The sequence below is a fragment of the Aeromonas sp. A600620 genome (assembly GCF_029479985.1).
In the GTDB taxonomy this organism is placed as follows: domain Bacteria; phylum Pseudomonadota; class Gammaproteobacteria; order Enterobacterales; family Aeromonadaceae; genus Aeromonas; species Aeromonas veronii_A.
In genome coordinates this window covers 87,320-100,982 of the sequence record NZ_JAAKXB010000015.1, presented here as the reverse complement: position 1 = coordinate 100,982, position 13,663 = coordinate 87,320, and the positions used below count along the sequence as shown (strand labels likewise).

Genomic DNA, 13,663 nt, shown 5'->3' with positions numbered 1-13,663 from the left:
TTTTCGTTGTATTGAGCAGCAAGAAACGATTTTCCATTGGTTGTTGCAAGAGATAGACTCAAACCAAAGCAATACGGTGGAAAATTTAACCATGAGTGATGTAATCAAAAAGTTCCTGAAGCTGGAGGCCGCCTCCGGAATTATTCTGATCATGGCTGCCATGCTGGCAATGATTTTAGCCAATACCGCGCTGGCTGGCGGGTACCAGGCGTTTCTCGACACGCCGGTGCAGGTGCGCATCGCGGCTCTCGACATCAACAAGCCACTGCTGCTCTGGATCAACGATGGCTTTATGGCGATCTTCTTCCTGCTGGTTGGCCTGGAAGTGAAGCGTGAAATGCTGGAGGGGGCGCTCTCCTCCCGGGTGCAAGCGACTTTTCCGGCCATCGCGGCGGTGGGCGGCATGCTGGCTCCAGCCTTGATCTACGCCTTTTTTAACTATTCGGACGAAGTGGCGCGTGCTGGCTGGGCGATCCCGGCTGCGACCGACATCGCCTTTGCCCTCGGGGTGATGGCGCTGCTCGGCAAGCGGGTGCCGGTGAGCCTCAAGGTATTCCTGCTGGCGCTGGCCATCATGGATGACCTAGGTGTCATCATCATCATCGCGCTCTTCTATACCCAGCAGTTGTCGCTTGAGGCGCTGGCGATCGGTCTTCTGGCTACCTTTACCCTGTTCTGGATGAACCGTCGTGGCGAGGACAGGATCAGCCTCTACATGCTGGTTGGTCTGGTGCTCTGGGTTGCGGTGCTCAAGTCGGGCGTTCACGCGACGTTGGCCGGTGTGGTGGTCGGATTTATGATCCCGCTCAAGGGGAAGCGTTATGAGTCGCCACTCAAGCATCTTGAGCACTCGTTACATCCCTGGAGCGCCTATCTGATCCTGCCGCTGTTTGCCTTTGCCAACGCAGGGGTATCCCTTGAGGGGATAGGTCTCTCCTCCCTGTTGAATCCGGTGCCCATGGGCATCATGCTGGGACTGTTTATCGGCAAGCCGCTCGGGGTGTTTACCATCAGCTGGCTGTCGGTCAAACTGGGTATCGCCCAGTTGCCGCCCGGGGTTAACTTCAAGCAGATTTTTGCGGTCAGCATCCTCTGTGGTATCGGATTCACCATGTCGATGTTTATCGCATCACTGGCCTTTGAGCATGGTGGGCTAGATTACGGCAGCTACTCGCGCCTCGGGATCCTCGTTGGATCCAGCATTGCAGCGCTGGTTGGCTATCTGGCCTTGCGATTGTCACTCCCCAAGAGTGATGGGGACCAGAATGCGGAGGGTTTATGAGAAAACAGGCATGGTTACTGCTCTTCTTGGTCAGTCCTATGGGATTAGCTGGCGGGTTTGAAGAGTGTCGACAGGAGGCTGGTTCGGCCAGCTGTTCGGCCTATCTCAACGGGGTGGTGGAGAGTGCTCTGATGTTGGGGGACAAGCAGGCTAAGGCTCGTTTCGGCGAGACCTTCTCCGAGCGGGCGTTGAGCAGTCGGGCAGGGGAGATGGTCAAGCGTTCCAACAAGCGTTATTGCGCTGACCGAATGCCGGACAAAGCACGCCTCAAGGCCAGTCTGATGGAGCAGTTTGGCGCGAACAAGGTTGACTCGGTTAGCGACATGTATGACATTCTGGCGGTTGAACTCAGCTGCTACCGGAGTCCGCGTCAAGCGGGAACCCCATCGGATGTCACACCTTAATTACAACCATCTCTACTATTTCTGGATGACTCAGAAGAAGGGCTCCGTTACCCAGGCTGCGGAAGCCCTTTTTTTGACCCCGCAAACCGTCACCGGTCAGATCAAGCTGCTGGAGCAGCGCCTCGGGGGCAAGCTACTCAAACGCAAGGGGCGCTCTCTTGAGGCGACCGAGCTGGGCCAGCTGGTGTTTCGCTATGCCGACAAGATGTTCAGCCTCTCCTACGAGATGCTCGATATCGTCAACTACCGCAAGGAGAGCCAGATCCTGTTCGACGTCGGCATCGCCGATGCCCTCTCCAAGCGCCTTGCCAGCCGCGTGCTGCTCTCTGTCATCCCCAATGATGGTTCCATCCATCTGCGCTGTTTCGAATCGACCCACGAACTGCTGCTGGAGCAGCTGAGCGAGCACAAGCTCGATATGATCCTCTCCGACTGTCCGGTGGACTCCAGCCAGCATGCGGGCCTGCTCTCCAAACGGTTGGGCGGCTGTGGCGTCAGCTTCTTCTGCAAGGCGCCGTTGCCTGAAAAGCCCTTTCCCGCCTGTCTGGAAGAGCGCAAGCTACTGATCCCCGGTCGCCGTACTGCCATGGGGCGTCAGCTGACCCAGTGGTTCGAGCAGCAGGGGGTTTCTCCCAGCATTCTTGGCGAGTTTGATGATGCCGCCTTGATGAAGGCGTTTGGCTTCTTCAATCAGGGCATCTTCATGGCTCCCACCATCTATCGGGAGGAGATCCTTGAGGGGGAGGGGGTGATGCTGATCGGGGAAACTCAGGATCTGATGGAGGAGTATTACGTCATCTTCGCCGAGCGAATGATCCAGCATCCGGCGGTGAAGCGGGTCTGCGAGAGCGATTTTACCTTTCTCTTTTCCGGCCAGGAGAACTTCTCCGCCATCCAGCCGGCCACCCTGTCGTTTTAAAACGACCCGTCACCACGTATCATCGGCGATCAGTGGTAGAGGAGAGATGTGATGCAACTTGAAGAGATGGAAGCCAATGCGAGTAAAGCGGTGGCCTTGCTCAAGGCGCTGGCCAACGAACGGCGACTGTTTATTCTGTGCCAGTTGCTGGAGCGCGAACTGTCAGTAGGAGAGCTCAACGAGCGATTGGGATTGAGTCAGTCGGCCTTGTCACAGCATCTGGCGCTGCTGCGGCGGGATGAGCTGGTGACGACACGCAAAGAGGCCCAGACGGTCTACTATTCGCTGCGCAGTCATGAGGTGCGTGAAATGATCAGTTTGCTACATCGACTTTATTGCAGCGCAGATAAATAAAAAACCGGCACTAAGGCCGGTTTTTTCAGCTTTGATCAGCAGACGCTGATTAAGCCATAGCTTTGATCTGGGCAGACAGGCGGCTCTTGTGACGAGCAGCTTTGTTCTTGTGGATCAGGCCTTTGGTCGCCATACGATCCATGATCGGCTGAGCAACAGCGAAAGCGGCAGTCGCAGCAGCTTTGTCGCCAGAGGCGATAGCAGCAATGACTTTCTTCAGGTAGGTACGGGTCATGGAACGACGGCTGGCGTTGTGCTGACGGCGTTTTTCTGACTGAAGAGCGCGCTTCTTAGCAGATTTGATGTTAGCCAAGGTAAAACTCCTAAAACTGTCTTAGCGAGTGTATTGAAAAGGCCCGGAAATATGCCCTTCCAACCACATATTGTCAAATGATTTGTGCAAATAAACACCGCCTCCCGGTGGTGTGTCAGTAGGGAGACGGTTAAACTGTCGGCCGATTCTAGCAGCATTCTTTTCATTCTGACAGTTCCAGAGGCCTCGTCTTGAGTAAGAAATTGATCAAATCCGGCATGATAGTGTCCGGAATGACGCTGGCATCCCGCGTAATGGGCTTGGTTCGCGATGTGGTCATCGCCAATCTGCTTGGTGCCGGGGTGGCCGCCGACGTCTTCTTTTTTGCCAATCGCATTCCCAACTTTCTGCGTCGTCTGTTCGCCGAAGGTGCCTTCAACCAGGCCTTTGTCCCCGTGATGACGGAGTACAAGAAAAATGGCGATGAGGGGGAGGTGCGTGAATTGCTGGCGGCGGTTGCGGGTACGCTGGGGGGCATAGTGACGGTGGTCACCCTGCTTGGTGTGCTGGGGTCGGGTGTACTGACCGCGCTGTTTGGCTGGGGCTGGTTCTGGGACTGGCTGCATGGCGGCCCTGCGGCCGAGAAGTTCGAGCTCGCCAGTCTGATGCTCAAGATCACCTTCCCTTACCTCTGGTTCATCACCTTTACCGCCATGGCGGGAGCTATCCTCAACACCTTCGGCCGCTTTGCGGTCTCGTCGTTCACGCCGGTGTTTCTCAACATCACCATGATTGCGGCGGCCTGGTGGATTGCGCCACTGATGGACAAACCTGAGATCTCGCTGGCGATTGGTGTCTTTTTGGGCGGTTTGGTGCAGTTTTTGTTCCAGTACCCCTTTTTGCGCCAAATCAACATGCTGGTATGGCCCAAGTGGGGATGGAATCACCCTGGGGTGGTGAAGATCCGAACCCTAATGATCCCCGCCCTGTTCGGGGTATCGGTCAGCCAGATCAACCTGTTGGTCAATACCATGCTGGCTTCTTTCCTCGCGACCGGTGCCATCAGTTACCTCTACTATTCTGATCGCCTGCTGGAGTTCCCCCTCGGTCTGTTTGCAGTGGCCATCAGTACCGTGATCCTGCCTGCGCTGGCGAAGAAGCATGTGGATGCCGATCCGGCGGACTTCTCCCGCACCATGGATTGGGGGGTGCGGATGGTGATGCTGCTCGGCTTGCCCGCCATGATAGGCATTGCGGTCATGCGCGAGCCGATTCTGCGGGTGCTGTTCATGCGCGGCGAATTTGGTCTGCATGAAGTGAGCATGTCGAGCGCCAGCCTGCTGGCCTCCACCACCGGTCTGCTCTCCCTGATGCTGATCAAGGTGCTGGCGCCCGGTTACTACGCCCGTCAGGACACCAAGACGCCGGTGCGGATCGGGGTGATGTCGATGATTGCCAACATGGTCTGCAACCTCATCTTCATCTACCCGCTCGGTTACGTGGGGCTGGCGCTCTCGACCGCCTGCTCGGGCACTCTGAATGCGGCCTTGCTGTTCAAGGGGCTGTACCAGCAGAGCGTCTATCGTCCCTCCCGCCATACCGGCGTGTTCTGCCTCAAGCTGCTGGTCGCCAGCGTGCTGATGGGGGGCGTGCTCGCCTACCTGTCGCCGGATCTGGCCCAGTGGGGCGCATGGAGCATGGGCAAGGCCAGTTTGCAGCTGACCATGCTGCTGTCGCTGGGGGCTGCGGTCTATGCCGTGGTGTTGCTGCTGTTGGGCATTCGGCCGCATCACCTTAAATCGGGGCAGCAGTAGCCGTGATCCTGTGGCGTCATGGGGATAGTGCCCCATGGCACCGCCAAGGGGCGGGATTGGGCCCGGATAGTTGAAATCAGGCTATGAGGGCTGACCCTGCCTGCTGCCTGATATATAATCCGCCGATTTCCATGGCAGCAACGCACAAGGCACTGATGGAGCTTATTCGCGGCATTCACAATCTCAAGCCCCGTCACCGGGGATGTGTATTAACCATTGGCAACTTTGATGGGGTTCATCAGGGTCACCATGCGGTATTGGCACGTCTCAAGGAGAAAGCGGCCCAGCTGGGATTGCCCGCCTGCGTCATGCTGTTTGAACCGCAGCCGCTGGAGCTGTTTGCCGGCACGGCGGCGCCCGCCCGGCTGAGCCGGTTGCGGGAAAAGTACGAAGCGCTGCAGGGGCTGGATATCGATCGCATGCTCTGCGTGCGCTTTAGCCACCGCTTCGCCGAGCAGGCGGCTTCGACCTTCATCGAGCAGTTGCTGGTGGAGAAGCTCGGGGTGCGCTATCTGGTGGTCGGCGATGATTTTCGCTTCGGCAAGGGGCGGGAAGGGGATTTCCACCTGCTGGAGGAGGCGGGCCATCGCTTCGGTTTCGAGGTGATCAGCACCCAGAGCTTCCAGCTCGAACGGCAGCGGGTCAGCAGCACCCTGGTGCGTGAAGCCCTTAAGGCGGGCCGGATGGCGGAGGTGGAGCTGATGCTTGGCCGCCCCTACAGCATCAGCGGCCGGGTGGCCCACGGCGACAAGCTAGGGCGCACCATAGGTTTTCCCACTGCCAATCTGGCCCTCAAGCGTCAGGTGATCCCGGTCGGTGGCGTGTTTGCGGTGGAAGTGATATGTTCCGGCAAGACCTTCCCCGGTGTAGCCAATGTGGGTGTACGGCCGACCTTGAGCGGTACACAAGCCAGATTGGAAGTACATCTATTTGATTTTTCTGGTGATCTATATGGTCAGCAGGTCAAGGTGCTGCTTCGCCACAAGCTGCGCGAAGAGCAGAAGTTTGCCTCTTTCACTGCCTTGAAAGAGCAGATCGAACGAGATGCCCTGGCGGCCCGAGCCTGGTTCGGGCTGCCACAATTCAATTTACCCAGCACTCTTTTAGAAAAGAAGGGAACCCAGGACTGATGAGCGACTATAAACACACCCTGAATCTTCCGGAAACCGAGTTTCCGATGCGTGGCGATCTGGCCAAGCGCGAACCCAACATGCTGAAACGTTGGTACGATCAGGATCTCTACGGCGCTATTCGCCGCGCCAAAGCGGGCAAGCCTTCTTTCATTCTGCATGATGGCCCCCCCTATGCGAACGGCAATATTCACATCGGTCACTCGGTCAACAAGATCCTCAAAGACATCATCATCAAGTCCAAGGGCCTCTCCGGTTTTGATTCCCCCTATGTGCCGGGTTGGGATTGCCACGGTCTGCCTATCGAACTGAAAGTGGAAGGCATGGTCGGCAAGCCGGGTGAGAAGGTTTCCGCTGCCGAATTCCGTGCCGAGTGCCGCAAATACGCCAAGACCCAGATCGAAGCGCAGAAGACCGACTTCATCCGTCTGGGTGTGCTGGGTGACTGGGAACACCCCTACCTGACCATGGATTTTGGCACCGAAGCCAACATCATCCGCTCCATGGCCAAGATCGTTGAAAACGGCCACTTGCACAAAGGCTCCAAGCCGGTGCACTGGTGTACCGATTGCGGCTCCGCGCTGGCTGAAGCCGAGGTTGAGTACTACGACAAGAACTCCCCCTCCATCGATGTGCGCTTCAAGGCTGTTGATGAGGCGACCGTTGCCGCCAAGTTTGACTGCGCCGAAGGCCACACCGGCAAGGGCCCGCTCTCTGCGGTGATCTGGACCACCACTCCGTGGACCCTGCCAGCCAACCGCGCCATCGCCATGCACGCCGATCTGGATTACGCACTGGTGCAGGTTGAAGGTGAGCACCCCGAGCGTCTGATCCTGGCCGCAGAGCTGGTCAAGGACGTCATGGATCGCGCCGGTATCGAGAAATTCCACAATCTGGGCTATGCCAAGGGGGCCGCGCTCGAGCAGCTGCGCTTCAACCACCCCTTCTACAGCTTCGATGTGCCTGTGGTACTGGGTGATCACGTCACCCTGGATGCCGGTACCGGTGCCGTTCACACCGCACCTGGCCACGGTCAGGAAGACTTCGTGGTCGGCCAGAAGTACGGTCTGGAAGTGGCCAACCCGGTTGGCAGCAACGGTGTTTACCTGCCGGATACCGAACTGTTTGCCGGTCAGCATGTGTTCAAGGCCAACGCCTCCGTGATCGAAGTGCTGACCGAGCGCGGCGCCCTGCTGCATCACAAGGTGTTCAACCACTCCTATCCGCACTGTTGGCGTCACAAGACCCCGATCATCTTCCGTGCTACTCCACAGTGGTTCATCAGCATGGAGCAGAAGGGTCTGCGCAAGCGCGCACTGGAAGAGATCGAGCGCATCGAGAAGGACGGTATTGCCCAGCAAGGCCAGAGCGGCTGGGTACCGGCCTGGGGTAAAAACCGCATTCAGGCGATGGTCGAGAACCGTCCTGACTGGTGTATCTCCCGTCAGCGCACCTGGGGTGTGCCCATCTCCCTGTTCGTCCATAAAGAGACCCAGGAACTGCACCCGGAATCCGTGCGCCTGATGCACGAAGTAGCCAAGCGGGTCGAGCAGTCCGGCATTCAGGCATGGTGGGATCTGGACAAGGCGGAGCTGCTGGGTGCCGATGCCGACAACTACGAGAAAGTACCTGATACCCTCGACGTCTGGTTTGACTCCGGTTCTACCCATGCCTCCGTGGTTGATTCCCGTCCCGAGTTCAACGGCAAGCCAGCCGACATGTATCTGGAAGGCTCTGACCAGCACCGCGGCTGGTTCATGTCCTCCCTGATGATCGGCGTGGCCATGAAAGACAAGGCCCCGTACAACCAGGTGCTGACTCACGGTTTCACTGTTGATGGTCAGGGTCGCAAGATGTCCAAATCCATCGGCAACGTGGTCAGCCCGCAGGACGTGATGAACAAGCTGGGTGCCGACATCCTGCGTCTGTGGGTAGCGAGCACTGACTACACCGGCGAGATGACTGTCTCCGACGAGATCCTCAAGCGCTCTGCCGATGCTTATCGTCGTATTCGCAACACTGCCCGCTTCCTGCTGGCCAACCTGAACGGCTTCAATCCGGCGACCGACATGGTGGCACCTGCCGACATGGTAGTGGTGGATCGCTGGGCTGTGGGTCGTGCCAAAGCGGTACAGGCCGAGATCATGGCGGCATTCGACGAGTACAACTTCCACGGTGTAACCCAGAAGCTGATGCAGTTCTGCTCCATCGAGATGGGCTCCTTCTATCTGGATGTCATCAAGGATCGCCAGTACACCGCCAAGGCCGACAGCCTGGCCCGTCGCTCCTGCCAGACCGCCCTTTATCACATCGCCGAGGCCATGGTGCGCTGGATGGCGCCGATTATGAGCTTCACCGCTGATGAAATCTGGGCCCTGCTGCCGGGTGAGCGCGGCGAGTTCGTCTTCACCGAAGAGTGGTACGACGGCCTGTTCGGGCTGGAAGCGGGTGAAACCCTCAACGACGAGTTCTGGGCCGAGATCCTCACCGTGCGTGGTGAAGTGAACAAGGCGCTGGAAGTGGCTCGTGGCGAGAAGCGCATCGGCGGTTCCCTGCAGGCCGAGCTGACCCTGTTCGCCAAGCCGGAGCTGGCTGCACGCCTGAATGCCCTGGCCGATGAGCTGCGCTTCGTGCTGCTCACCTCCAAAGCCAAGGTGGTGGTGGCTGACACTGCGCCGGAAGGCTCTGTGGCGACCGAGCGTGATGACCTGTGGCTGAGCGTGGCCCAGTCTGCTGCCGCCAAGTGCGACCGCTGCTGGCACCATGTAGAAGATGTGGGCACCATCGCGGGTCACGAAGAGATCTGTGGTCGCTGTGTGACCAACGTTGAGGGTGACGGCGAAACTCGTCAATTTGCCTGATGAACATGACTCAACATAAAAGCGGCCTGCGTTGGCTGTGGCTGGCAGTGCTGGCCTTTGTACTGGACCAGGCGAGCAAGCTCGCCGTGGTCAAGTTGCTGCCATTTGGTTACCCGGGGGTGGAGATCACCCCCTTCTTCAACCTGGTTCACGTCTACAACAAGGGCGCCGCATTCAGCTTTCTGGCTGATCAGGGGGGCTGGCAGCGCTGGTTCTTCGCGGTGCTGGCTTTTGCCATCTGTGGATTGCTGATCCACTGGCTGCGCAAGCAGTCGGTGACCCAGCGTTGGAGCGGTATCGCCTATTCACTCATCATCGGTGGCGCCCTCGGCAACGTCTTTGATCGACTGGTGCTGGGCCATGTGGTCGATTTCCTCGACTTCTACTGGCAGCGTGCGCACTGGCCGGCATTCAATCTGGCCGACAGCTTTATCTTTATCGGGGCCGCCATGATCGTGCTGGACGGTTTCCGTGGTGAGAAAAAGGAGCAGGCATGAGCCAGCAGATCACCGCTAACAGCAGCGTGCTGTTCCACTTCTCCATCAAGCTGGAAGATGGCTCGGTTGCCGACAGCACGGCGCTGCACGGCAAACCAGCCCGCCTGCGGATGGGCGATGGCAGCCTGACCCCCACCTTCGAGCAGTGTCTGCTGGGCCTGTGCGAAGGGGAGAGCAAGAGTTTTACTCTGGCGCCGGAAGAGGCCTTTGGTCTCTCCAATCCCGACAATATCTACCATCTCGACCGTGCCAAATTTGGCGCCGATGTGGAGCCAAAAGTCGGCACCATCATCCTGTTCGATCAGCCCAATGGCAGCGAGCTGCCGGGCATCATCCGGGCGGTAGCCGGGATGTCGGTGACGGTCGATTTCAACCACCCGCTGGCCGGTCATACCGTCACCTTCGAGGTGGAGATCCTGGGCGTTGATGATGAGGAGAAGGTGCATTAATGGATATTCTGCTCGCTAACCCTCGCGGTTTTTGCGCCGGTGTCGATCGCGCCATCAGTATTGTCGAAAGCGCGCTGGAGAAGTTCGGTGCCCCCATCTATGTCCGCCACGAAGTGGTGCATAACCGGTATGTGGTGAACAAGTTGAAAGATGCGGGCGCTGTCTTCGTCGAGGAGCTGGACGAGGTGCCTGACGACAGCATCGTCATCTTTTCTGCTCACGGCGTGGCCAAGACAGTGCGCGAGATGGCCAAGTCCCGCGCCCTCAAGGTATTTGATGCCACCTGTCCGCTGGTGACCAAGGTGCACATGGAGGTTCATCGCGCCAGCCGCAAGGGCTCAGAAGCCGTGCTTATCGGTCATGCCGGCCACCCCGAGGTGATCGGCACCATGGGTCAGTACGAGAACCGTGAGGGTGGCATGTATCTGGTGGAGACGCCGGAAGATGTCGCTAGGCTCAAGGTGAAGAATCCGGATGACCTCTGTTTTGTCACCCAGACCACCCTGAGCGTGGACGAGACCTCTGATGTGATCGATGCGCTGCGCAAGCACTTCCCCAAGATCCAGGGGCCGCGCAAGGATGACATCTGCTATGCCACCCAGAACCGTCAGGATGCGGTGCGGGAGATGGCGGGGCTGGTGGACGCCATGCTGGTGGTGGGGTCTCGCAACTCCTCCAACTCCAATCGTCTGCGCGAGCTGGCCGAGAAGGTGGGTGCCAGAGCCTATCTTATCGACGATGCGTCGATGATCGAGGCGAGCTGGCTGGAAGGGGTGAAGGCGATCGGCGTCACTGCTGGCGCATCTGCTCCCGAGGTGCTGGTGCAGTCTGTGATTGCACGCCTGCGGGAGTTGGGTGGCAAGGTGGTCGCCGAGCATCCAGGCCGTGAAGAGAACGTGGTGTTTGAAGTGCCGCCAGAGCTGCGGATCCTCTGATCCCTCTCATCTCGCTGGATGTCGGTTTATTGCCAGAGCCACCTCGTTGAGGTGGCTTTGTTTTTTTTTGGCTCTAACGAGTCCTATTTTCATGTTCGCAACCAGATTGCAGCGAAAATTGATGATGCAGCTCGAACTTTTGCATTGCCGGGATTGAAACACCAAGTGCCCGGCATAGACTGCCAGCAAGCCCTTACTCTGGCTTAGCACACATGGAGTGTGTCTGTCCTCCTGGAACAAATCAGAGCGAAACAGGATGTTTTTGCGTTCAGGTTTTAGCCTTATCGAGCTTATGGTCACCATAGCGCTCGTCTCTTTGTTACTCACGTTGGGGGTTCCTTCCTTCAACGCTTTGCTGCGCACTATTTCTCTCAATACTCAGGCTAACAACTTTGTTGCGGCCATCAACCTTGCCCGCTCAGAAGCCATTCGCCGCAACACGGTAGTGACCCTCTCCGCCTCTGCCGATAACCTGACCCAGCATCACTGGGAGGCTGGCTGGCAGATCTGGGCCGATGGCAACGGTAACGGCATACTGGATAATGGTGAGTTGTTGCGAGGCTTTCCCGACATGGGGGGCGGGGTATTGAGCAGCAATACCTCCCTGCTGCGTTTTAATAGCGAGGGTTTTCTTGATGGCCGCACTCCGTTGGCACGGGTATTTTCCCTGCGTCCTGATGAGTGTCGGAATGAGCCCTCCCGTGATATCAACATCACAGTGGCTGGTCGCCCTTCCATTACCGAGGCTAGCTGCCCATGATGCGAGAACGGGGTTTGTCACTGCTTGAAATCATGATCTCGGTACTGGTGCTCTCCATCGGTATTCTGGGCATGGCGACTCTGCAACTGCAGGCTCTCAAGAGTAACCAGTCGGCGCTGACGCGTACCGAGGCGACCCAGTATGCATACATGATCAACGACATGATGCGGGCTAATCGCAGCGCGGCTCTGAACGGGCAATACAATATCGACTTGGGCGAAACTGTCTCGGGTAGCTCTATGGCGGTTCAGGATCTGCAACACTGGAAGCGGGTCGTAGCCGAGCTACCAGGTGGCGATGGCGCCGTATCGGTCAGTGCCGGAAGGGCCACCATCACTATTCAGTGGGATAGCAGTCGGCTGTCGACTGATCCTGCGTCGCGCAGCATGATCCTGAGGACGGACCTATGAGCAGGAACGGTTTGCCGCTACACCAGCACGGGATCGGCTTGGTCGAGGTGATGATCGCCTTGGTGCTCTCGCTGATAACGGTGGGGGTCATGATTCAGGTGTTTCTCGGCAATCACAAAACCTATCTCACTGGCGAGGCCATTGCCCGGGTGCGGGAAGATAGCGGATTTGCCACCAATCTGCTGCAAAAAGAGCTGCGTATGGTGGGCTATCAGGGGTGTCTCAGCAAACAGGGGGTCAATATCACCAATACCCTCAATAACAGTACGGCACAGCCCTACAACTTCACCACCTTTTTGCGTGGTTACGACAATGTGACGTCCACTTTGCCAGCCGAGCTGTCTGCTCTGTTCAGCGGTTCCGAGCCCAGACCCATGCCGGGCAGCGATATCCTGTTGGTTCAGGGGCCGGTTGGGGTTGGGGTTCCGCTCAGTCGTGATAATCATAACAGTGCCGCCCAGCTGTTTGTGCAGCAGCTATCCAGCAAGGCCGACTATTGTGGTTCCGGCGCACAGGGTTATAGCGATCTGTGCGAGGGAGATATTGTCATGGTCTCCGACTGTCAGAAGGCCAGAATATTTCAGGTCACCAAAGTACAGGGCGTGGCAGGGGGGCGTGAGGTCAATATCGTCCACTCCAATGACAACAAATATACGCCAGGCAATGCCAGCAGTTCCTGGGGGGGGGCCAGCAGCCCACCCGAGGAGCGATTCGGTCTTGGCTCGGTCGTGAACAGGGTGGAAACCCGTCTCTACTATATCGCCCGCCCCTCTGCCAGCAGCCCCTACGCGCTTTATCGCAAGAACGGGGTGGCTGCAGGTATGCCCCTTATCGAAGGGGTGGCCAATATGCAACTTACATTCGGCGAGGATCAGAACCGGGATCGGGCGGCAGATCGCTATGTGAGCGCCGCCAGCAATCCAAACTGGAACAATGTACTGGGGATTGGAGTACAGCTTCTTATGCGCAGTAACCAAGGCAATGTGGTGTCGTCTCCGCAGGCCCTTAGCTTTGCCGGAGCCACCTTCCGGGCGACCGATCGCAACTGGTACTGGGTCGCCGAAACCACAGTTGCGCTGCGCAACCGGCTACCTTGAGGAGCCCAGTCATGATGGATCGACAGCAGGGGATGGCGCTGGTGATCAGCCTGATTTTTCTGGTCATGGTGAGCCTGCTGGGTATGGCCAGTATGCGTGGGGCGCAGTTGCAAGAGAAGATGGCGGGTAACCAGAAAGAGGCGCTGCAGGCATTGCAGGCGGCAGAAGCGGGCCTGCGCGCTGCCGAGCGCTATATCGAGGCTGGCAACTCGGGTCCCTATGACAACAGCGCGGGCCTGTATGAATTTATCGACACCGCGGTGGATCCTGCCTCCCCTTCGATCGCTTGGCGTACCTATACCAACAGTGGTCTGGCGGGGCGCGCTCCCGAATACTTTATCGAACGGTTGCCCTATACCCAGGGGGGGAGCGAGGATCTGGCAGTCGATGAGCCCATCAGTGAGCGTCGTCTATATCGTATTACTGCAAGGGGATTTGGTCTCTCTGACGAGAGCCGGGTGCTGTTGCAATCGACCTATAGTCGCTAGGAGGCGGTGT

The 13,663-nt window shown here is 58.0% G+C and carries 15 protein-coding genes; 14 read left to right on the top strand and 1 reads right to left on the bottom strand.

What is annotated here, in order from left to right; genetic code table 11:
• Positions 1 to 91 precede the first annotated feature (91 nt).
• Genes nhaA through G5533_RS17160 form a run of 4 tightly spaced genes read left to right on the top strand, consistent with a single transcriptional unit; the run spans position 92 to position 2,959 of the window.
• Positions 92 to 1,282: a Na+/H+ antiporter NhaA gene (gene nhaA / locus G5533_RS17175; protein WP_005341370.1), complete on the top strand. Its 1,191-nt coding sequence runs from the start codon at positions 92 to 94 to the stop codon at positions 1,280 to 1,282.
• A 38-nt stretch (positions 1,283 to 1,320) separates the two neighbouring features.
• Positions 1,321 to 1,686 carry a hypothetical protein gene (locus G5533_RS17170; RefSeq protein ID WP_216954529.1) on the top strand — a complete coding sequence of 122 codons (366 nt, stop codon included), beginning with the start codon at positions 1,321 to 1,323 and terminating at the stop codon, positions 1,684 to 1,686.
• On the top strand, positions 1,673 to 2,605 hold the full coding sequence (gene nhaR / locus G5533_RS17165; RefSeq protein ID WP_005340434.1) for a transcriptional activator NhaR: 933 nt from the start codon (positions 1,673 to 1,675) through the stop codon (positions 2,603 to 2,605). Before G5533_RS17170 ends, nhaR begins: the two co-directional genes overlap by 14 nt.
• 51 nt (positions 2,606 to 2,656) lie before the next feature.
• Complete coding sequence (locus G5533_RS17160; RefSeq protein ID WP_013724128.1) at positions 2,657 to 2,959, top strand: ArsR/SmtB family transcription factor; 303 nt, start codon at positions 2,657 to 2,659, stop codon at positions 2,957 to 2,959.
• A 49-nt stretch (positions 2,960 to 3,008) separates the two neighbouring features.
• On the opposite strand, the gene rpsT is transcribed toward G5533_RS17160, so the two are convergent.
• Positions 3,009 to 3,272, bottom strand: coding sequence for a 30S ribosomal protein S20 (gene rpsT / locus G5533_RS17155; RefSeq protein ID WP_005308808.1), 264 nt, complete (start codon positions 3,270 to 3,272; stop codon positions 3,009 to 3,011).
• A 191-nt stretch (positions 3,273 to 3,463) separates the two neighbouring features.
• Here rpsT and murJ point away from each other — a divergent pair, with 191 nt between their 5' ends.
• From murJ to G5533_RS17105, 10 genes are all read left to right on the top strand, one after another.
• Positions 3,464 to 5,026, top strand: coding sequence for a murein biosynthesis integral membrane protein MurJ (murJ, locus tag G5533_RS17150; protein ID WP_247823906.1), 1,563 nt, complete (start codon positions 3,464 to 3,466; stop codon positions 5,024 to 5,026).
• A 155-nt stretch (positions 5,027 to 5,181) separates the two neighbouring features.
• On the top strand, positions 5,182 to 6,156 hold the full coding sequence (gene ribF / locus G5533_RS17145; protein ID WP_236353766.1) for a bifunctional riboflavin kinase/FAD synthetase: 975 nt from the start codon (positions 5,182 to 5,184) through the stop codon (positions 6,154 to 6,156).
• Positions 6,156 to 9,017: an isoleucine--tRNA ligase gene (ileS, locus tag G5533_RS17140; RefSeq protein ID WP_441255128.1), complete on the top strand. Its 2,862-nt coding sequence runs from the start codon at positions 6,156 to 6,158 to the stop codon at positions 9,015 to 9,017. Before ribF ends, ileS begins: the two co-directional genes overlap by 1 nt.
• Positions 9,017 to 9,514 carry a signal peptidase II gene (gene lspA / locus G5533_RS17135; RefSeq protein WP_005340447.1) on the top strand — a complete coding sequence of 166 codons (498 nt, stop codon included), beginning with the start codon at positions 9,017 to 9,019 and terminating at the stop codon, positions 9,512 to 9,514. Before ileS ends, lspA begins: the two co-directional genes overlap by 1 nt.
• Complete coding sequence (gene fkpB, locus G5533_RS17130; protein WP_042059691.1) at positions 9,511 to 9,963, top strand: FKBP-type peptidyl-prolyl cis-trans isomerase; 453 nt, start codon at positions 9,511 to 9,513, stop codon at positions 9,961 to 9,963. Before lspA ends, fkpB begins: the two co-directional genes overlap by 4 nt.
• Positions 9,963 to 10,898: a 4-hydroxy-3-methylbut-2-enyl diphosphate reductase gene (gene ispH / locus G5533_RS17125; protein WP_216952856.1), complete on the top strand. Its 936-nt coding sequence runs from the start codon at positions 9,963 to 9,965 to the stop codon at positions 10,896 to 10,898. Before fkpB ends, ispH begins: the two co-directional genes overlap by 1 nt.
• Positions 10,899 to 11,154: 256 nt before the next feature.
• A complete protein-coding gene (tppE, locus tag G5533_RS17120) occupies positions 11,155 to 11,658 on the top strand; it encodes a type IVa pilus pseudopilin TppE (RefSeq protein ID WP_441255127.1) in 504 nt (167 codons plus the stop codon).
• A gap of 14 nt (positions 11,659 to 11,672) precedes the next feature.
• On the top strand, positions 11,673 to 12,068 hold the full coding sequence (pilV, locus tag G5533_RS17115) for a type IV pilus modification protein PilV (RefSeq protein ID WP_272950156.1): 396 nt from the start codon (positions 11,673 to 11,675) through the stop codon (positions 12,066 to 12,068).
• Positions 12,065 to 13,165 (top strand): PilW family protein, encoded by a 1,101-nt coding sequence (locus G5533_RS17110; protein WP_441255126.1) that lies wholly within the window; start codon positions 12,065 to 12,067, stop codon positions 13,163 to 13,165. The genes pilV and G5533_RS17110 overlap by 4 nt, the downstream gene beginning before the upstream one ends.
• A gap of 11 nt (positions 13,166 to 13,176) precedes the next feature.
• Positions 13,177 to 13,653, top strand: a complete 477-nt coding sequence (locus G5533_RS17105) for a pilus assembly PilX family protein (RefSeq protein ID WP_441255125.1) — start codon at positions 13,177 to 13,179, stop codon at positions 13,651 to 13,653.
• The last annotated feature ends 10 nt before the right edge of the window (positions 13,654 to 13,663 follow it).

Excerpts from the sequence above, each read along its gene's own strand:
- nhaA (WP_005341370.1), top strand. The coding sequence starts at position 92 with ATGAGTGATGTAATCAAAAAGTTCCTGAAGCTGGAGGCCGCCTCCGGA.
- G5533_RS17170 (WP_216954529.1), top strand. The coding sequence starts at position 1,321 with ATGGGATTAGCTGGCGGGTTTGAAGAGTGTCGACAGGAGGCTGGTTCG.
- nhaR (WP_005340434.1), top strand. The coding sequence starts at position 1,673 with ATGTCACACCTTAATTACAACCATCTCTACTATTTCTGGATGACTCAG.
- G5533_RS17160 (WP_013724128.1), top strand. The coding sequence starts at position 2,657 with ATGCAACTTGAAGAGATGGAAGCCAATGCGAGTAAAGCGGTGGCCTTG.
- ribF (WP_236353766.1), top strand. The coding sequence starts at position 5,182 with ATGGAGCTTATTCGCGGCATTCACAATCTCAAGCCCCGTCACCGGGGA.
- ileS (WP_441255128.1), top strand. The coding sequence starts at position 6,156 with ATGAGCGACTATAAACACACCCTGAATCTTCCGGAAACCGAGTTTCCG.
- lspA (WP_005340447.1), top strand. The coding sequence starts at position 9,017 with ATGAACATGACTCAACATAAAAGCGGCCTGCGTTGGCTGTGGCTGGCA.
- fkpB (WP_042059691.1), top strand. The coding sequence starts at position 9,511 with ATGAGCCAGCAGATCACCGCTAACAGCAGCGTGCTGTTCCACTTCTCC.
- ispH (WP_216952856.1), top strand. The coding sequence starts at position 9,963 with ATGGATATTCTGCTCGCTAACCCTCGCGGTTTTTGCGCCGGTGTCGAT.
- tppE (WP_441255127.1), top strand. The coding sequence starts at position 11,155 with ATGTTTTTGCGTTCAGGTTTTAGCCTTATCGAGCTTATGGTCACCATA.
- G5533_RS17110 (WP_441255126.1), top strand. The coding sequence starts at position 12,065 with ATGAGCAGGAACGGTTTGCCGCTACACCAGCACGGGATCGGCTTGGTC.
- G5533_RS17105 (WP_441255125.1), top strand. The coding sequence starts at position 13,177 with ATGATGGATCGACAGCAGGGGATGGCGCTGGTGATCAGCCTGATTTTT.